Origin of the sequence: Burkholderia sp. AU28863 (assembly GCF_002223195.1) — a bacterium.
Taxonomy (GTDB): domain Bacteria; phylum Pseudomonadota; class Gammaproteobacteria; order Burkholderiales; family Burkholderiaceae; genus Burkholderia; species Burkholderia sola.
Genome location: NZ_NKFE01000003.1, coordinates 1,483,224 through 1,501,764, shown reverse-complemented (window position 1 = coordinate 1,501,764; position 18,541 = coordinate 1,483,224). Strand labels below are relative to the sequence as shown.

Here is an 18,541-nt window from a genome sequence, read left to right as displayed (position 1 = left end):
AATCCGCTAAATTATAACTTTTTGGCCGCCTGCGGGCGCCACTTGCGTCGTGCGTCGCCACAAGCCGCGTCCGACCGCCGCTTTTTCCCAGTCTAGACAGCGTGCACAGACCGGCCGCTTTCCAGTTTTGATCCCGTCCCCCCGGCCGCAAGGCCAACCCAGGAACCGTGTCGTCGTGAAACCGATTCAGAAGTCGAACAAGCTGCTCAACGTCTGCTACGACATCCGTGGCCCGGTGCTCGAGCACGCGAAGCGCCTCGAGGAAGAAGGCCACCGCATCATCAAGCTGAACATCGGCAACCTCGCGCCGTTCGGTTTCGACGCGCCGGACGAAATCATCCAGGACATGATCCGCAACCTGCCGGCGTCGTCCGGCTATTCGGATTCGAAGGGCGTGTTCTCGGCGCGCAAGGCCGTGATGCACTACACGCAGGAAAAGGGCGTCGTCGGCGTCGGCCTCGACGACATCTACATCGGCAACGGCGCGTCCGAGCTGATCGTGATGGCGACCCAGGCGCTCCTGAACGACGGCGACGAAGTGTTGCTGCCCGCGCCCGACTATCCGCTGTGGACGGCGGCCGTGAGCCTGTCGGGCGGCACGCCCGTGCACTACGTGTGCGACGAGCAGAACGCGTGGATGCCCGATCTCGACGACATCCGCAGCAAGATCACGCCGAACACGAAGGCGATCGTCGTGATCAACCCGAACAACCCGACCGGCGCGCTTTATTCCGACGAATTGCTGCTGGAGCTGCTCGAGATCGCGCGCCAGCACGGGCTGATCGTGTTCGCGGACGAGGTCTACGACAAGATCGTCTACGACGGCCTCGAGCACACGGCGCTCGGTGCGCTGTCGGAGGACGTGATCACCGTCACGTTCAACAGCCTGTCGAAGAGCTATCGGTCGTGCGGCTATCGCGCGGGCTGGATGGCCGTGTCGGGCCTCGGCGGCGACAACCGCCGGCGCGCGAAGGATTACCTGGAAGGGCTCGGCATCCTGTCGTCGATGCGCCTGTGCGCGAACGTGCCCGGCCAGTTCGCGATCCAGACGGCGCTCGGCGGCTACCAGAGCATCAACGAGCTGATCGTGCCGAGCGGGCGCCTGTACAAGCAGCGCGAACTCGCGTATGACATGCTGACGTCGATCCCGGGCGTGACCTGCGTGAAGCCGCAGGCCGCGCTGTACATGTTCCCGCGCCTCGACCCGAAGCTCTACCCGATCCAGAACGACCAGCAGTTCATTCTCGACCTGTTGCTCGAGGAGCGCGTGCTGCTGGTGCAGGGCACGGGTTTCAACTGGGCGACGCCGGACCACTTCCGCGTGGTCTTCCTGCCGAACCTCGACGACCTGACCGATTCGATCAACCGGATCGCACGCTTCCTCGACGGCTACCGCAAGCGCCATTCGGTCTGAGCGGGCAGGGCCACACGGAACTCACTACTTCTTACTCATCGATCACACGCAGCATGGAACCGATCAAAGTTGGCCTGTTGGGCTTCGGCACCGTCGGCAGCGGCACCTTCACGGTGCTGCACCGCAACCAGGAAGAAATCAAACGACGCGCGGGGCGCGGCATCGAGGTCGCGCGCATTGCCGTGCGCAACCCGGCCAAGGCGCAGGCCGCGCTCGGCGCCCAAGCCGGCACCGCGCAGATCACCGACGATTTCAACGCGGTCGTCGACGATCCGTCGATCGCGATCATCGCCGAGATGATCGGCGGCACGGGCATCGCGCGCGAGCTCGTGCTGCGCGCGATCGCGAACGGCAAGCACGTCGTGACGGCGAACAAGGCGCTGCTCGCGGTGCACGGCACCGAGATCTTCGAAGCCGCGCGCGAGCAAGGCGTGATGGTCGCGTTCGAGGCGGCCGTCGCCGGCGGCATCCCGATCATCAAGGCGCTGCGCGAAGGCCTGACCGCGAACCGCATCCAGTACATCGCCGGCATCATCAACGGCACGACGAACTACATCCTGTCGGAAATGCGCGACCGCGGGCTCGACTTCGCGACCGCGCTGAAGGCCGCGCAGGAACTCGGCTACGCGGAAGCCGATCCGACCTTCGACATCGAAGGCGTCGACGCCGCGCACAAGGCGACGATCATGAGCGCGATCGCGTTCGGCGTGCCGGTGCAGTTCGACCGCGCGTACGTCGAGGGCATCAGCAAGCTCGACGCGACCGACATCCGCTACGCGGAAGAACTCGGCTACCGGATCAAGCTGCTCGGCATCGCGCGCCGCGCCGCTAACGGCATCGAGCTGCGCGTGCATCCGACGCTGATCCCGGAAAAGCGGCTGCTCGCGAACGTCGAGGGCGCGATGAACGCGGTCGTCGTGCACGGCGACGCGGTCGGCACGACGCTGTACTACGGCAAGGGTGCGGGCGCGGAGCCGACCGCATCGGCGGTCGTCGCGGACCTCGTCGACGTCACGCGCCTGCATACGGCCGACCCCGAGCATCGCGTGCCGCATCTCGCGTTCCAGCCGGACAGCCTGTCGAACACGCCGATCCTGCCGATCGAGGAAGTGACGAGCGGCTACTACCTGCGCCTGCGCGTCGCCGACCAGACCGGCGTGCTCGCCGCGATCACGCGCATCCTCGCCGAATCGGGCATCTCGATCGACGCGCTGCTGCAGAAGGAGTCCGAGCAGATCGACGGCGCGAACGGCGAAACCGACATCATCCTGATCACGCACGAGACGATCGAGAAGAACGTCAATGCGGCGATCGCGCAAATCGAGAGCCTCGCGACCGTCGTGTCGAAGGTGACGAAGCTGCGCATGGAAGCGCTGAACTGAGGCTGACGACATGAACTACATCTCCACGCGCGGCGCCGGCATCGGCGAGCGCCATACGTTCTCCGACATCCTGCTCGGCGGTCTCGCGAAGGACGGCGGGCTCTACCTGCCGGCCGAATATCCGAAGGTGTCCGCCGACGAGCTCGCGCGCTGGCGCACGCTGCCGTACGCGGATCTCGCGTTCGAGATCCTGTCGAAGTTCTGCGACGACGTGCCGGCCGACGACCTGCGCGCGATCACGCGGCGCACGTACACGGCCGCCGTGTACAGCAACACGCGCCACGGCGAGAACGCGTCCGACATCACGCCGCTGAAGACGCTCGGCGCCGAGCACGGCGCGGCGCTGTCGCTGCTCGAACTGTCGAACGGCCCGACGCTCGCGTTCAAGGACATGGCGATGCAGCTGCTCGGCAACCTGTTCGAGTACACGCTCGCGAAGCACGGCGAAGCGCTGAACATCCTCGGCGCGACGTCGGGCGACACCGGCAGCGCGGCCGAATACGCGATGCGCGGCAAGGCCGGCGTGCGTGTGTTCATGCTGTCGCCGCACAAGAAGATGAGCGCGTTCCAGACGGCGCAGATGTTCAGCCTGCAGGATCCGAACATCTTCAACCTCGCGGTCGAAGGCGTGTTCGACGACTGCCAGGACATCGTGAAGGCCGTGTCGAACGATCACGCGTTCAAGGCGCAGCAGAAGATCGGCACGGTCAACTCGATCAACTGGGCGCGCGTCGTCGCGCAGGTCGTGTACTACTTCAAGGGCTATTTCGCGGCGACGCAGTCCAACGACGAGCGCGTGTCGTTCACGGTGCCATCGGGCAACTTCGGCAACGTGTGCGCGGGCCACATCGCGCGGATGATGGGGCTGCCGATCGCGAAGCTGGTGGTCGCGACCAACGAGAACGACGTGCTCGACGAATTCTTCCGCACCGGCGCATACCGCGTGCGCAGCGCCGAGAACACCTATCACACGAGCAGCCCGAGCATGGACATCTCGAAGGCGTCGAACTTCGAGCGCTTCGTGTTCGACCTGCTCGGCCGCGATCCGGCGCGCGTGATGCAACTGTTCCGCGACGTCGAGGAGAAGGGCGGTTTCGATCTCGCGGCGAGCGGCGATTTCGCGCGCGTCGCCGAATTCGGTTTCGTGTCGGGCCGCAGCAGCCATGCCGACCGCATCGCGACGATCCGCGACGTGTTCTCGCGCTACGACACGATGATCGATACGCATACGGCCGACGGCGTGAAGGTCGCGCGCGAGCATCTGGAGGCCGGCGTGCCGATGGTCGTGCTCGAGACGGCGCAGCCGATCAAGTTCGGCGAGACGATTCGCGAAGCGCTCGATCGCGAAGCCGAGCGGCCGGCCGCATTCGACGGGCTCGAGGCGCTGCCGCAGCGTTTCGAGGTCGTGAAGGCCGACGCGCAGCAGGTGAAGGACTTCATCGCCGCCCATACGCGCGCATGACGCACGGCCGGGCCGCGGGCCCGGTCGCGTAGGACGGCCGGAATGCCGATTCGTCGAACGGATCGGGGTTCCGGCCGTTTCGTTTGGCCCGCGGGTTTTGGCCCCGGACCTCGCATGTGGTGCGAAACAAGTGCCAGACCTGCGGGCTCGTGCCGATCACAGTCTTCGCATGTGCGCCATATCGCGCGTGCGCACGGCGGCGTCGCTACAATGACGTATTGATTCCAACGATCCCCGATTCCATCGATGTCGAACCCGAATCCCGCGGCGCCGCGCGCGCCGATGCTGTCGACCGCCGAAGCGCTCGCCGCGCTGCTCGATGCCGCGAAGCCGCTGCCCGGCGCCGAAACCGTCGCCACGCTCGACGCGCTCGGCCGCGTGCTCGCAGCTGACGTGAGCTCGCCGCTCGACGTGCCGCCGATGCATACGAGCGCGATGGACGGTTATGCGGTGCGCGTCGCCGACCTGCTGCACGGCGATCGGCGTTTGCCGGTGTCGCAGCGCATCCCGGCCGGGCATCCGGCGCAACCGCTCGCGGCCGGCACGGCCGCGCGGATCTTCACCGGCGCGACGGTGCCGCCCGGCGCCGACGCCGTCGTGATGCAGGAGCAGACGTCGGCCGACGGCGACGCGGTCGAGATCCTGCACACGCCGAAGGCCGGCGAATGGATCACCGCGCAGGGTGCGGATATCCGTCAAGGTTCGGTGATCCTGTCGGCCGGCACGCGGCTCACGCCGCAGGCGCTGGGTCTCGCCGCATCGGTCGGCTGTGCGCAACTGTCGGTCGCGCGGCGGATTCGCGTGGCGGTGTTCTTCACCGGCGACGAATTGACGATGCCCGGCGAGCCGCTGAAGCCCGGCGCGATCTACAACTCGAATCGCTTCACGCTGCGCGGGCTGCTCGAGCGGCTCGGTTGCCACGTGACCGACTACGGAATCGTGCCCGACTCGCTGGCCGCGACGCGCGACACGCTGCGCGAGGCCGCCCGCGACCACGACGTGATCCTGACGAGCGGCGGCGTGTCGGTCGGCGATGAGGATCACGTAAAGCCGGCCGTCGAGGCCGAAGGGCGGCTCGCGCTGTGGCAGATCGCGATGAAGCCCGGCAAGCCGCTCGCGTACGGCGCGGTGCGTCGCGGCGACGAGCGCGCCGACGCGCATTTCATCGGGCTGCCCGGCAACCCCGTCTCGAGTTTCGTCACGTTCCTGCTGTTCGTCCGGCCGTTCCTGTTGCGGCTGTCCGGCGTGCGCGACGTCGCGCCGCGCGCGTTGTCGCTGCGTGCCGATTTTTCGCAGAGCAAGGGCGACCGGCGCAACGAATTCCTGCGCGCACGCGTCAATGCGGCCGGCGGCCTCGACCTGTTCCCGAACCAGAGCTCGGCCGTGCTCACGTCGACGGTCTGGGGCGACGGCCTGATCGACAATCCGCCGCAGCACGCGATTAGCGCAGGCGAGACCGTGCGTTTCATTCCGTTTTCCGAATTGCTGTCGTAACGCGGCGGCGTCCGAACCATGAAGATTCAGCTGAAATTTTTTGCAAGCGTGCGTGAAGCACTGGGCGTGGCCGACGAAGAAGCCGACGTGCCGGACAGCGTGACGACCGTCGGTGACGTGCGCGCGTGGCTGCGCGTGCGCGGCGGCGCGTGGGCCGACACGCTCGCCGAAGGGCGCGCGTTGCGCATGGCGTGCAACCACGAGATGACCGATCCCGACACGCGGCTCACCGAAGGCTGCGAGGTCGCGTTCTTCCCGCCGGTGACGGGCGGCTGAGGCGGCGCATGGCGACGATACGAGTCCAGACCGACGATTTCGACCTGAATGCCGAAGTGGCGGCATTGCGGGCGCGCAACCCGAAGATCGGCGCGCTCGCGTGCTTCGTCGGCACGGTGCGTGACCTCAACGAAGGCGATGCGGTTGCCGCGATGGAGCTCGAGCACTATCCGGGAATGACCGAGAAGGCGCTCGAGAAGATTGCGGCGGAGGCTGGCCGGCGCTGGCCGGGCATCGACGTCGCGATCGTGCATCGCGTCGGCAGGCTGCTGCCGCTCGACCAGATCGTGATGGTCGCGACGGTCGCGTCGCACCGCGGCGATGCGTTCGCGTCGTGCGAGTTCGTGATGGACTATCTGAAGACCGAAGCACCGTTCTGGAAGAAGGAAACGACGCCGGACGGCGAGCGCTGGGTCGATGCGCGCAGTACCGACGACGCCGCGCTCGCGCGCTGGGGCGTCGAGTCGGGCAACACGCGGCGCTGAGCACGGCTGAGGGCGGCGCGTGGACGATGCGGCGATGGGCCGCATGTGCGCCGTCGTCGCGCGTGACAAGCGTTACGCGTCCGGGTCGACGCCGCGCCCGACGATCTTCGTCGGAAACGGCTCGCCGCGGGCGCGCGACGGCAACGCGTGCGGATCCTCGCCCGTGTCGCGGCGGCGCGGCGCGATCGCGTCGAGCAGCGCCTGTTGTTCGGGCGGAATCCGGTAGTCCCAGCCGAACCGGCTCAGCTGCAGGCTCTGCGCGATCCGCAGCGCGGGCTCCATGAAACGGATCGCCGCGGCCGGCGCATAACGCGCTTCGACGGTGTTCAGGAACAGCGACAGCCAGCGGCTGAAATGGGCCGGCTCGATGCCGTCGAGCGGCTGGTGCGCCTGCTGCACGTTGCCGCGATAGCCCTTGGTGCCGAGCACGAGGCTCGACCAGAACGTCACCATCTTCGGCAGATGATCGTCCCAGCGGCCGGCGAGCTTCGCGTCGAACACGGGCCCGAGCAGTGGATCGGCGCGCACGCGGTCGTAAAACGCGTAGACGAGATCGCGGATGTTGTCTTCGGTCGGCTCGGCGTCGCGGGGGCGGGCCGGTACGGTATCGGGCGAGGCGGGCAGGGCAGTCATGACAAAAAGGGCCGGTGGAGCAGGGCAGCGACGGGGCGCCGGCGCGGGCAACGAGCAGGACGCCGGCCGGATTTTGACGCAAAATAACGTCCTGTAACCCCTGGAAAACGTGTAGGTATCACGCATCTTATTGCGCGCGCCCGATCCCGGCAACCCGGGGCCGCGCCGCAGGGCGCTCGATCGGCCCTGCGCGCCTCGTGATCGGCCCGACTCACATCATTGGGGCACGATCGATATTTTCCGTATTCGCTCATGAGACTCACCGACTACACCGACTATTCGCTGCGCGTGATGCTGTACCTGGCCGTGCGCGGCGAGGGGCTCGCGACAATCCAGGAGATCTCGGACGCCTACGGCATCTCGAAGAACCATCTGATGAAAGTCGTCCAGCAGCTTGGCGAGCTGGGCTGGGTCGACACCGTTCGCGGCCGCAACGGCGGGCTGCGGCTGTTCGCCGACTCACTGCGGCTGACGGTCGGCCAGGTCGTGCGGGCAACCGAAAACGACTTCGCGCTGGTTGGCTGCTTTTCGCCCGACGGCGGCGAGTCGCGCGGCTGCGCGATCGAGCCGCAGTGCCGGCTGAAGGGCGTGCTGGCGGCCGCACGCGATGCGTTCTTCGCGGAGCTCGATCGTCACACGCTCGGCGAACTGGCCGAGCCCGCGTCCCCGCTCGCGGCGCTGCTCGGCATCCGTCCGGTCGCGCTCGTGCGCGCCGCGCCGACGCCGGACCAGGCACCGGCGCTCGCCGAGCCGTCGTCGAAGGCCCGCTGACACGCAGGCGCCGCGGCTCCTCGCGCCCACCCCATCACGCCGCCGGGCCGTTTTCAGGGTATCCGGCATTTTTTGCGCTGAATCAACCCGAATTTCGCTTGAAAGCCGCATAACCATCCTCATCTTGGTGTTAATCGAAAATTGGAGGTCTCAACCAAATGAGAATCGACAAGCTCACCACCAAGTTCCAGGAAGCACTCGCGGACGCGCAAAGCCTCGCGGCAGGCCGCGACAATCAATACATCGAACCCGTTCACGTGCTCGCGGCGCTGGTTGCGCAGCAGGACGGGTCGGCCCGCTCGCTGATGTCGCGCGCGGGCGTTCACGTGCAGGCGCTGCAAGGCGCGCTGAACGAAGCCATTTCGCGCCTGCCGCAAGTGACGGGCACGGGCGGCGACATCCAGATCGGCCGCGAGTTGGCCGGCCTGCTCAACCAGGCCGACAAGGAAGCGCAGAAGCTCAACGACACGTTCATCGCGAGCGAAATGTTCCTGCTCGCCGTGTCCGACGACAAGGGCGACGCCGGCAAGCTCGCGCGTCAGCACGGCCTCACGCGCAAGGCGCTCGAAGCCGCGATCGCCGCGGTGCGCGGCGGCTCGCAGGTGCACAGCCAGGACGCGGAAAGCCAGCGCGAGGCACTGAAGAAATACACGGTCGACCTGACCGAGCGCGCCCGTGCGGGCAAGCTCGATCCGGTGATCGGCCGCGACGACGAAATCCGCCGCTCGATCCAGATCCTGCAGCGCCGCACCAAGAACAACCCGGTGCTGATCGGCGAGCCGGGCGTGGGCAAGACCGCGATCGTCGAAGGGCTCGCGCAGCGGATCGTCAACGGCGAGGTGCCCGAGACGCTGAAGGGCAAGCGCGTGCTGTCGCTCGACATGGCCGCGCTGCTCGCCGGCGCGAAGTACCGCGGCGAGTTCGAGGAACGCCTGAAGGCGGTGCTCAACGACATCGCGAAGGACGAAGGCCAGACGATCGTCTTCATCGACGAGATCCACACGATGGTCGGCGCGGGCAAGGCCGAAGGCGCGATGGATGCGGGCAACATGCTGAAGCCGGCGCTGTCGCGCGGCGAGCTGCACTGCATCGGCGCGACCACGCTCGACGAATACCGCAAGTACATCGAGAAGGACGCCGCGCTCGAACGCCGCTTCCAGAAGGTGCTCGTCGACGAGCCGAGCGTCGAGGCGACGATCGCGATCCTGCGCGGGCTGCAGGAGAAGTACGAACTGCACCACGGTGTCGACATCACCGACCCGGCGATCGTCGCCGCGGCCGAGCTGTCGCATCGCTACATCACCGACCGCTTCCTGCCCGACAAGGCCATCGACCTGATCGACGAAGCCGCTTCGAAGATCAAGATGGAAATCGATTCGAAGCCCGAGGAGATGGACAAGCTCGACCGTCGTCTGATCCAGCTGAAGATCGAGCGCGAAGCCGTGAAGAAGGAGCAGGACGAAGCGTCGCAGAAGCGCCTGCAGCTGATCGAGGAGGAGATCGACCGCCTCGGCCGCGAATATGCGGACCTGGAAGAGATCTGGACCGTCGAGAAGGCTGCGGTGCAGGGCAGCGCGCAGCTCAAGGAAGAGATCGAGAAGGTGCGGGCGGACATCGCGCGCCTGCAGCGTGAAGGCAAGCTGGAGAAGGTCGCCGAGCTGCAGTACGGCAAGCTGCCGCAGCTCGAGTCGCAACTGAAGCAGGTCACGCAGGCCGAAGAGCAGGAGCAGCACAACCCGACGCGTCCGCGCCTGCTGCGCACGCAGGTCGGCGCCGAGGAAATCGCGGAAGTCGTGTCGCGTTCGACCGGCATTCCGGTGTCGCGGATGATGCAGGGCGAACGCGAGAAGCTGCTGCACATCGAGGAAAAGCTGCACGAGCGCGTGGTCGGCCAGGATGAGGCAATCAGCGCGGTGGCCGACGCGATCCGTCGTTCGCGCGCGGGTCTCGCCGATCCGAACCGTCCGTACGGCTCGTTCCTGTTCCTCGGCCCGACGGGTGTCGGCAAGACCGAGCTGTGCAAGGCGCTGGCGTCGTTCCTGTTCGATTCGGAAGAGCATCTGATCCGCATCGACATGAGCGAGTTCATGGAGAAGCACAGCGTCGCGCGGCTGATCGGTGCGCCGCCGGGCTATGTCGGCTACGAGGAAGGCGGCTACCTGACGGAAGCCGTGCGCCGCAAGCCGTACAGCGTGATCCTGCTCGACGAGATCGAGAAAGCGCATCCGGACGTGTTCAACGTGCTGCTGCAAGTGCTCGACGACGGTCGCATGACCGACGGGCAGGGGCGCACGGTCGATTTCAAGAACACGGTGATCGTGATGACGTCGAATCTCGGCTCGCAGGTGATCCAGGCGATGACGGGTGCGCCGCAGGACGAGATCAAGGACGCGGTGTGGCTCGAGGTGAAGCAGCATTTCCGCCCCGAGTTCCTGAACCGGATCGACGACGTCGTCGTGTTCCATGCGCTCGACCGCAGCAACATCGAGTCGATCGCGAAGATCCAGCTCGCACGCCTGCACGACCGGCTCGCGAAGCTCGACATGGCGCTCGACGTGTCGCCGTCGGCGCTCGAGCAGATCGCGAAGGTCGGCTACGATCCTGTGTTCGGCGCGCGGCCGCTGAAGCGCGCGATCCAGCAGGAGATCGAGAACCCGGTCGCGAAACTGATCCTCGCCGGCCGCTTCGGTCCGAAGGACGTGATCCCGGTCGACGTCAACGACGGCCAGTTCGTGTTCGACCGCGTCGTTCACTGATCGCCTGCCGTCGGCAGCGTGTGCCCGGTTCGCACCGGGTGCGCAAAAACGAACACCCCGCCTCGGCGGGGTGTTTGCTTGTGAAGCGGCCGAACGGGCCGCCCGGTGGTGGTGGTCAGCCCTGCTTGTTGCCGCCGAACATGCCGGCGAGCTGCGTGAGCGCGCCGAGCACGTTCGACGTGTCGACCTGGCCGCCGGCCGGCACTTCGCCGTTCGGCGTCGCGCCGTTGACGACGTGCGGCAGCACCTGCGCGAGGATCGACGACGCCTGCGACGGATCGATGCCGACCTTGCTCGCGAGCGAGCCGACGACGTCCGAGCCGAGCACGTTTTGCAGCGTATCCGGCGAGATCGGCTGGTTTTCGCCGGTGCCGACCCACGAACCGATGATCTCGCCGGCGCCGCCGGCCTTGAACTTCTCGATCAGGCCGTTCAGGCCGCCCGGCTGGTTGTTGATGAATTCGAGCGCGGTCGCGATGAGCGCGCTTTGCGAGTTGCCGCCGGCCTGGCCGCCGATCAGACCGCCAACGATGTCGAGGAGACCCATGGTTCTTCACCTTCACTGAAAAGGGCGCCGTGACGACGGCGCCCGTTGAACGAATGCCGCGCGCACGCCGTCGCGCGCGCGGCGCACATCAGGCGCCCGACGCCGCGGCGGCGGAGGCGGCCTTGTCCTTCTTGCTCTTCTTCTTCGAACTCTTCGTCGCCTTCGCGGACGACGCGGCGGCCGGTGCGCTCGCGCCGGCGTCGGCGGATGCCGCGGCAGCCGCTGCCGCTTTTTCCTTCTTCGATGCGCGCTTGGTCTTGGCCGGCTTGCTCGCCGCTTCCGGTGCGCTCGCCGTCGGCGCGGGCGCCGCGGTCGTCGTGCCGGCCGTCGCGGTCGTGGACGTCGAGGCGGTACCCGCCGACGTCGTGGTCGATGTGCCCGCCGACGTCGTCGCGGCCGGCTTCGACAGCTTCACGCCCTTCGGCGGTGTCGACGAGCCGCCGATCGTCAGGCCGTTTTCCTCGAGATGCCCGACCGATTTCGTGCCGAGACCCTTCACGCGGTTCGCGAGATCGTCGGCGTCCTTGAACGGGCCGTTCTTGGTGCGTTCGTCGATGATCGCCTTCGACTTCACGGGCCCGAGCCCCTTCACGGATTCGAGCGCGGCCTGGTCGGCCGTGTTGACTTCGACGGCCGCGGCAAGGCCGGCGGCGAGTGACAGCGACAGCGCGACGAACAGCATCAGCAGCTTTTTCAGCATGGCAAGGGCTCCCTGGTTCTGACGGATGAATGGCTGTTGCAACGGACGGCGGCGCGCGAGCTGGCCGGGCGTCGCCGTTAAGCATAGGACAAATGCGTGCCCTTTTTGAGACAGGCTGACCGAATCTTGCTGAAGGCTGGTGGTGCTGTAAAGGCCGAAACCGGTGCCGGGGGGCGATTTTGACCATTCTTTACGGTGTCGCCGGGAATCGCGGGTGAACGCGGCACTGGCCGTCAGACAATGCTTGACTTAGAGTGAACTCTAACTCCTAACCTTGTTCCTGCCATGTCGAAAACCGTATCCCAACCCTCCGCCGCCGGTCCGCTGACGATCGGGCAAGTCGCCGAACTGACGGGCGTGTCGACGCACACGCTGCGGTATTACGAGCAGGCCGGCCTGCTGCGCGCGATTTCGCGCACGGCGGCCGGACACCGGCTCTACGCGCCGGCCGATCTTGACTGGCTGGCCTTCGTGATGCGCCTGAAGGCGACCGGCATGCCGATCGCGCAGATGCAGGCGTTCGCGGTGCTGCGCGAGCAGGGCGCGTCGACGTTCGGCGCGCGGCGCGACTTGCTGGTCGCGCATCGCGACGCGGTGCGTGCGCATATCGCGGAGCTGCAGGCAAGCCTCGATGCGATCGGCGACAAGATCGCGTACTACGAGGCGCAGGAACGGGAAACGGAACGACGGGCGACGCCTTCTCACTCTTTATCGGAACAGGACGGACACGATGGAACGACTCGCTGAGGATCGCTACACGCGCGGCTGGAACAAACTGAAGGAAATCGACGGCGAAGCAGGCGAACGCGTGATCGCAGCGCTTGCGCCGATCGCGCCGGACTTCGCGCGGCTCCTGGTCGAATTCAGCTTCGGCGACATCTACAGCCGGCCGCAGCTCGACCTGAAGGCGCGCGAAATCGCGACGATCGCGGCGCTGGCCGCGCTCGGCAACGCGCAGCCGCAACTGAAAGTGCACATCGAGGCCGCGCTGAACGTCGGCTGCACGCGCGACGAGATCGTCGAGGTGTTCATGCAGATGGCCGTGTATGCGGGGATGCCGGCCGCGCTCAACGCGCTGTTCGCCGCGCGCGAGGTGTTCGCGCGGCGCGACGAAGCGGCCGGCGCGACGGACGACGCGAACGAGGCGGCAGGGCAGCCCGCATGACGGAGCGTGCGGCCGTGCGTCACGCGCGGTGCGGCGCGACGATCCGGTACTTCGCGATGCGCCGGTACAGCGTCGCGCGCGACATGCCGAGCGCCCGGGCGGCCGCGTCGGGACGCCAGCGATGCGCGGTGAGCGCGGCGACGATGCGGCCGCGTTCGTCGTCGGGCGGCGCGCCCGGCGGCGTGCCGCCGAGTTGCGCGGCGAGATCGGCCGGCAGGTCGCGCCGCGTCACGCGCGCGGCGTCGCACACCGCGCACGCATAGCGCAGCACGTTGCGCAGTTGCCGCACGTTGCCCGGCCATGCATACGTGGCGAGCTGTTCGGCGAGCGTCGCGTCGAGCGTGAGCACGTGGCCGGTCGCCTGCGCTTCCTCGGCGAACACGGCGGCGATCACGTCGCGCACGTCCGCGCGTTCGCGCAGCGGCGGCAACTCGAACGTCGCGCCACTCAACCGGTAGTACAGATCTTCGCGGAACGCGCCGTCGGCGACCATCCGTGCAAGATCGCGGTGCGTCGCGCAGATCACGTCGAGATCGACGCGCACGGGCGTATCGCTGCCGAGCGGCACGACCTCGCCGTCGGCCAGCACGCGCAGCAGGCGCGTCTGCAGCGCGAGCGGCATGTCGCCGATTTCGTCGAGAAACAGCGTGCCGCCGTCGGCGAGCGCGATCTTGCCGCGCGCGCCGTGCTTGCGTGCGCCGGTGAACGCGCCGGCCGCATAACCGAACAGTTCGCTCTCGATCAGCGCTTCCGGCAGCGCGCCGCAGTTCACGGCGACGAACGGCCGCGCGCGCCGCGCGCCGGCGTCGTGGATCGCGCGGGCGAACACTTCCTTGCCCGCGCCGGTTTCGCCGAGCACGAGGATCGGCAGCCGCTTGCTCGCGACGCGCAGCGCAAGTTCGGCCTGTTGCGCGATGCGCGCGTCGCTGCTGTGCAGGAACGGCGTCAGCGCGCCGACGTGACGCGGCGCGGTGCCCGGGCGCCGCGAGGCCGCGCCGGGTTCGCGGCCGGCGCGCCGTAGCGGCGCACGCAGCCGCGCGTAGAGCGGGGCGCCGGTCGCGCGCACGCGCAGCGCGATGATCGTATCGAGCCGCGCGGCGTCGCGCAGCGGCATCTCGGTCGCATCGAATATCTCGTCGATATGGCGCGGCTCGCGCAGCGCCGGCAGCGCGTCGCGCGCCTGCCGGTTCGCGGCGACGATGTTGCCGCATTCGTCGAATGCGATCAGCCACTCGGGCTGCGCCTCGACGTAGTGACGGTTCGGATGCCCGAACAATATCCAGTGCTGCGCGGTGCTGTGCACGAAATAGCCGTCCTCGATCAGCGCCGCGCTCTGCCGCACGAGCTGGTAGACGAGGCGCTGGCTGTCGCGGCCGTCGGGCGAATGCACGGCCGACGCGTCGAGCACGCCGATCAGCTCGCCGCCCGGCGAGAAGATCGGCGCCGCGCTGCACGTGAGCGTCGTGAACGCCGCGCGAAAGTGATCGGTCTTGTGCACGGTGATCGGCGCGAGATCGGTCAGCACGCTCGCGACGCCGCACGTTCCTTCCTCGCTTTCCGACCAGCACGAGCCGATGTGCAGCCCCGCATGGCGGAAGTCGTTGCGGCGCTCGCGGTCGATCCGGTAGTCGATCGTCACGCCGTGCGCGTCGGTCAGCATCACGCAGTAGTCGGCGACGCGAATCATGTCGTGCAGCCGCGTCAGGCACTGGCCCGACGCGCGCAGGAACGCTTCCTCCTTGTCGCGCACCTCGCGCAGCTCCGCCGCGGTCAGCACGCGCGGGCCGATCGACGACGCGGGGTCGAGACGGTAGCGCTCCAGCGACCGTTGCCACGACGACACGAGGCGCGCGGAATCCGCCGGCGCGGGCAGGCGTCCGGCGAGCGCGCCGAGTACACGGTCGGCGTGCTGGGCCTGGGGGACGGCGTAGGGCATGGTCGGCTCCGGTTCCGTACGGCGGGGATGTCGCTGTTCTTGTAGCACATCCGGTTCGGCGAATCACATTGCATCGCAGCACGCGGCGCGCATGAGACGGTCGTCTCACCGGTATCGCGTCGTGTCTCGCGCAGTTGAGACGGCCGTATGCGCGGCGTGCGGCGGCCGTCCGGCGCGGCGTCGCGTGCACGGCGCCGCGCGAACGCTGGGTTTGCGGGCGCAACGCCGGGCATGCGCGCGCGCCGCGGCAATCGCGTCGTCGTATCGACGACGTGAGACGTCTGCGCGAATTCGACGCGCGCTGCGTCGTCACGGTCGCGCATCCGGAACCCGCGCATGCCCGCCGCGCCCGTGCGGACGCGGGTTTCGCGGCGATCGCACGGACGATGGCACGCCGCTTGCAGAGATGACGGGCAAGCCGCCGCGATCGCGTCGGCGACGACGATCCGCCGCTCGTCGATGGCAGCGGACGAAACAGGCGGGGCCGGCGCGTGCGTCAATGCGCCGGCTCCGTCGACTGGATGGAGACAAACCCGTGACGACGCCCGTTACCGTCGGCGTGATCGCGAACCCTGCATCGGGGCGCGACATCCGCCGCCTCACGACGCATGCATCCGTGTTCCCGACCGCGGAGAAGGCGAACATGATCGTGCGCCTGCTGGCCGGCCTCGGCGCGATGGGCGTCGAGCGCGTGCTGACGCTGCGCGACCGCACGGGCATCGCGACGCTGCTGCTGCGCGCGATCGACACGCATCGCGCGATCGCGCCGCACGAGCGCTGGCCCCAGGTCGAATTCGTCGACCTGCCGATCACCGACAGCGTCGCCGACACGCAGGCGGGCGCGGCCTATCTGCACCGGATGGAAGTGTCGCTGATCGTCGTGCTCGGCGGCGACGGCACCCATCGCGCGGTGGCCGCGCATTGCGGCGCGACGCCGCTCGTCGCGCTGTCCACCGGCACCAACAACGCGTTTCCCGAACATCGCGAGGCGACCGTCGCGGGCGTCGCCGCGGGGCTCGCCGCGACCGGCGCCGTGCCGGCCGAGGTCGCGTTCGTGCGCAACAAGCGGCTCGTCGTGCGCTGCGTCGCGGGCGCGCAGCCGGGGCGCGAGGAGATCGCGCTCGTCGACGTCTGCGCCGCGCGGCAGCGCTTCATCGGCGCGCGCGCGATTTCCGGCTCCGACGACATCGACTCGCTCTACCTGACGTTCGCCGAACCGGACGGCATCGGGCTGTCCGCGCTCGGCGGCGCGTGGGCGCCGCTCGAACGCAGCGCGCCGCACGGGCTCGCGATGCGTTTCGCGGAAGCCGGCAATGCGGCCGGCACGCCGCTCGTCGCGCCGATCGCGCCGGGGCGCGTCGACCGTGTCGTGATGCGCAGTTGCGAGCGGCTCGAACCGGGCACGTGGCACGCGATTCCGTTCGAGCGCGGCACGCTCGCGTTCGACGGCGAGCGCGAGATCGAGGTCGTGCAGGGCGATCGCTACGAGATTGCGCTCGACTGGCGCGGGCCGTTGACGGTCGACGTCGGCCGCACGCTGCGCTACGCATCGTCGCGGCAGCTGCTGCGCGACGCCGGCGCGTGGCACGACTGATACACCGGTTTGACGAAGCCGCTTCGGCATCCATCACGATCATCAAGGAGACATCGCATGACAGCCCCCCTCGAAGGACAGGTCGCCATCGTCACGGGCGGCGCGCGCGGCATCGGCCGCGGCATCGCGCTGACGCTTGCCGGCGCCGGCGCGGACATCCTGCTGGCCGACCTGCTCGACGACGCGCTCGACGCCACCGCGCGCGAGGTGCGCGCGCTCGGCCGTCGGGCCGCGATCGCGAAGGTCGACGTCACGCAGGCCGCGCAGGTCGACGCGATGGTCGCGCAGGCGCTCGCCGACCTCGGCCGGCTCGACATCCTCGTGAATTGCGCGGGCGTGATCAGCATTCATCCGGTCGCCGAACTGACCGAGCGCGACTGGGATTTCGTGATGGACGTGAATGCGAAGGGCACCTTCCTCGGCTGCCGGGCGGCACTGGCCCACCTGAAGGCGCAGGGTCGCGGCCGGATCATCAACGTCGCGTCGATCGCGGGCAAGGAAGGCTTTCCGAATCTCGCGCATTACAGCGCATCGAAATTCGCGGTCGTCGGCTTTACCAACGCGCTCGCGAAGGAGCTCGCGCGCGACGGCGTGACCGTCAATGCGATCTGCCCCGGCATCGTCCGTACCTACATGTGGGACCGGCTGTCCGACGAATGGAAGACCGACGGCGAATCGGTCGAGCAATCGTGGCAGCGGCACCAGTTGACGCTGATTCCGCAGGGCCGCGCGCAGACGCCGGAAGACATGGGCCGGCTCGCGCTGTTCTTCGCGACGATGGACAACGTGACGGGCCAGGCCGTGAACGTCGACGGCGGCTTCACGTTCCACTGACGGCCGCATGGCCGTGCAATCCGCCGCCACGGCTCGGCCGGGGCGGCATTCGCAGTCAGACCTAACCAGGAGACACACATGACCGCTTCGACACAGCTCGGCAGGGACAAGCTGCTGGACGCCTATCGGCTGATGCGCACGATCCGCGAATTCGAGGAACGCCTGCACGTCGAATTCGCGACCGGCGAGATTCCCGGCTTCGTTCACCTGTACGCGGGCGAGGAGGCGTCCGCCGTCGGCACGATCCTGCACCTCGGCCTCGACGACTACGTGGCCACCACGCACCGCGGCCACGGCCATTGCATCGCGAAGGGCGTCGACGTGCACGGGATGATGGCCGAGATCTACGGCAAGAAGACGGGCGTTTGCCGCGGCAAGGGCGGCTCGATGCACATCGCCGACCTGTCGATGGGGATGCTCGGCGCGAACGGGATCGTCGGCGCGGGCGGCCCGCTCGTGTGCGGCGCGGCGCTCGCGGCCAAGCACAAGAAGACGGGCGGCGTCGGCGTGTGCTTCTTCGGCGACGGCGCGTCGAACCAGGGCGTGATCTTCGAATCGATGAACCTCGCGTCGGTGTGGCGGCTGCCCGCGATCTTCGTCGCCGAAAACAACGGCTATGCGGAAGCGACGTCGTCGAGCTGGTCGGTCGCGACCGACAACATCGCCGATCGCGCGAACGGGTTCGGGATGCCGGGCGTGATCGTCGACGGCTTCGACTTCTTCGCGGTGCACGAGGCGCTCGGCGAGGCCGTCGAACGCGCGCGCAACGGCGGCGGCCCGACGCTCGTCGAGGTGAAGTTCACGCGCTATTTCGGCCACTTCGAGGGCGATGCGCAAACCTACCGCGCGCCGGGCGAAGTGCAGAAGCTGCGCGACGAAAAGGACTGCCTGAAGCATTTCGAAACGCGTGTCGTGCGCGCCGAAGCGCTGACGACCGACGACCTGCGCGCGGTCGATGCGCAAGTGAAGGCGCTGATCGACGACGCGGTCGCACAGGCGAAGGCCGCGCCGCTGCCGGATGCCGCCGACCTGCTGGCCGACGTCTACGTGTCGTATCCGTGAGCGCCGGCTGACCCGGCAGCCGGCACGGCA

General features: G+C 68.1%; 17 protein-coding genes. 13 read left to right on the top strand and 4 right to left on the bottom strand.

Annotated features, from left to right (window positions below; genetic code table 11):
- Positions 1-175: 175 nt before the first annotated feature.
- The 6 genes from CFB81_RS09305 (at position 176) to CFB81_RS09280 (ending at position 6,513) form a co-directional block, all read left to right on the top strand.
- Positions 176-1,414 carry a pyridoxal phosphate-dependent aminotransferase gene (locus tag CFB81_RS09305; RefSeq protein WP_069617871.1) on the top strand — a complete coding sequence of 413 codons (1,239 nt, stop codon included), beginning with the start codon at positions 176-178 and terminating at the stop codon, positions 1,412-1,414.
- A gap of 53 nt (positions 1,415-1,467) precedes the next feature.
- Positions 1,468-2,796 carry a homoserine dehydrogenase gene (locus CFB81_RS09300; RefSeq protein ID WP_089435136.1) on the top strand — a complete coding sequence of 443 codons (1,329 nt, stop codon included), beginning with the start codon at positions 1,468-1,470 and terminating at the stop codon, positions 2,794-2,796.
- A 10-nt stretch (positions 2,797-2,806) separates the two neighbouring features.
- Positions 2,807-4,258 carry a threonine synthase gene (thrC, locus tag CFB81_RS09295; protein ID WP_069617873.1) on the top strand — a complete coding sequence of 484 codons (1,452 nt, stop codon included), beginning with the start codon at positions 2,807-2,809 and terminating at the stop codon, positions 4,256-4,258.
- Between the two features lie 246 nt (positions 4,259-4,504).
- On the top strand, positions 4,505-5,752 hold the full coding sequence (gene glp, locus CFB81_RS09290) for a gephyrin-like molybdotransferase Glp (protein WP_089435135.1): 1,248 nt from the start codon (positions 4,505-4,507) through the stop codon (positions 5,750-5,752).
- An 18-nt stretch (positions 5,753-5,770) separates the two neighbouring features.
- Positions 5,771-6,028: a molybdopterin converting factor subunit 1 gene (moaD, locus tag CFB81_RS09285; protein WP_050013225.1), complete on the top strand. Its 258-nt coding sequence runs from the start codon at positions 5,771-5,773 to the stop codon at positions 6,026-6,028.
- Positions 6,029-6,036: 8 nt separating this feature from the next.
- On the top strand, positions 6,037-6,513 hold the full coding sequence (locus CFB81_RS09280) for a molybdenum cofactor biosynthesis protein MoaE (protein WP_089435134.1): 477 nt from the start codon (positions 6,037-6,039) through the stop codon (positions 6,511-6,513).
- A gap of 72 nt (positions 6,514-6,585) precedes the next feature.
- On the opposite strand, the gene CFB81_RS09275 is transcribed toward CFB81_RS09280, so the two are convergent.
- A complete protein-coding gene (locus tag CFB81_RS09275; RefSeq protein ID WP_089435133.1) occupies positions 6,586-7,146 on the bottom strand; it encodes a group III truncated hemoglobin in 561 nt (186 codons plus the stop codon).
- A gap of 252 nt (positions 7,147-7,398) precedes the next feature.
- Here CFB81_RS09275 and CFB81_RS09270 point away from each other — a divergent pair, with 252 nt between their 5' ends.
- Both CFB81_RS09270 and clpB read left to right on the top strand, forming a co-directional pair.
- The gene (locus tag CFB81_RS09270; RefSeq protein WP_069621245.1) at positions 7,399-7,917 is read left to right on the top strand and encodes an Rrf2 family transcriptional regulator; all 519 of its coding nucleotides are present in this window, start codon (positions 7,399-7,401) and stop codon (positions 7,915-7,917) included.
- Positions 7,918-8,075: 158 nt separating this feature from the next.
- The gene (clpB, locus tag CFB81_RS09265; protein WP_069621246.1) at positions 8,076-10,673 is read left to right on the top strand and encodes an ATP-dependent chaperone ClpB; all 2,598 of its coding nucleotides are present in this window, start codon (positions 8,076-8,078) and stop codon (positions 10,671-10,673) included.
- A 115-nt stretch (positions 10,674-10,788) separates the two neighbouring features.
- Here clpB and CFB81_RS09260 read toward each other — a convergent pair whose 3' ends face one another.
- Together CFB81_RS09260 and CFB81_RS09255 are read right to left on the bottom strand one after the other, a co-directional pair.
- Positions 10,789-11,220: a YidB family protein gene (locus CFB81_RS09260; RefSeq protein WP_069621247.1), complete on the bottom strand. Its 432-nt coding sequence runs from the start codon at positions 11,218-11,220 to the stop codon at positions 10,789-10,791.
- An 88-nt stretch (positions 11,221-11,308) separates the two neighbouring features.
- Positions 11,309-11,920: a helix-hairpin-helix domain-containing protein gene (locus tag CFB81_RS09255; protein WP_089435132.1), complete on the bottom strand. Its 612-nt coding sequence runs from the start codon at positions 11,918-11,920 to the stop codon at positions 11,309-11,311.
- A gap of 285 nt (positions 11,921-12,205) precedes the next feature.
- On the opposite strand from CFB81_RS09255, the gene CFB81_RS09250 reads away from it, so the two are divergent.
- Positions 12,206-12,667 (top strand): MerR family transcriptional regulator, encoded by a 462-nt coding sequence (locus CFB81_RS09250; protein WP_069621249.1) that lies wholly within the window; start codon positions 12,206-12,208, stop codon positions 12,665-12,667.
- A complete protein-coding gene (locus CFB81_RS09245; RefSeq protein ID WP_089435131.1) occupies positions 12,651-13,085 on the top strand; it encodes a carboxymuconolactone decarboxylase family protein in 435 nt (144 codons plus the stop codon). The genes CFB81_RS09250 and CFB81_RS09245 overlap by 17 nt, the downstream gene beginning before the upstream one ends.
- Positions 13,086-13,104: 19 nt before the next feature.
- On the opposite strand, the gene CFB81_RS09240 is transcribed toward CFB81_RS09245, so the two are convergent.
- Positions 13,105-15,021 (bottom strand): sigma-54-dependent Fis family transcriptional regulator, encoded by a 1,917-nt coding sequence (locus CFB81_RS09240; RefSeq protein WP_089435130.1) that lies wholly within the window; start codon positions 15,019-15,021, stop codon positions 13,105-13,107.
- Between the two features lie 535 nt (positions 15,022-15,556).
- Here CFB81_RS09240 and CFB81_RS09235 point away from each other — a divergent pair.
- The 3 genes from CFB81_RS09235 to CFB81_RS09225 all read left to right on the top strand — a co-directional run bounded on the left by CFB81_RS09235 (position 15,557) and on the right by CFB81_RS09225 (position 18,511).
- Positions 15,557-16,615, top strand: a complete 1,059-nt coding sequence (locus CFB81_RS09235; protein WP_089435129.1) for an ATP-NAD kinase family protein — start codon at positions 15,557-15,559, stop codon at positions 16,613-16,615.
- Between the two features lie 57 nt (positions 16,616-16,672).
- Entirely contained in the window at positions 16,673-17,449 is a 777-nt protein-coding gene (locus CFB81_RS09230; RefSeq protein WP_069621254.1) for an SDR family NAD(P)-dependent oxidoreductase, read from the top strand.
- A 78-nt stretch (positions 17,450-17,527) separates the two neighbouring features.
- Positions 17,528-18,511 carry a thiamine pyrophosphate-dependent dehydrogenase E1 component subunit alpha gene (locus tag CFB81_RS09225; RefSeq protein WP_006478652.1) on the top strand — a complete coding sequence of 328 codons (984 nt, stop codon included), beginning with the start codon at positions 17,528-17,530 and terminating at the stop codon, positions 18,509-18,511.
- Positions 18,512-18,541 lie beyond the last annotated feature (30 nt).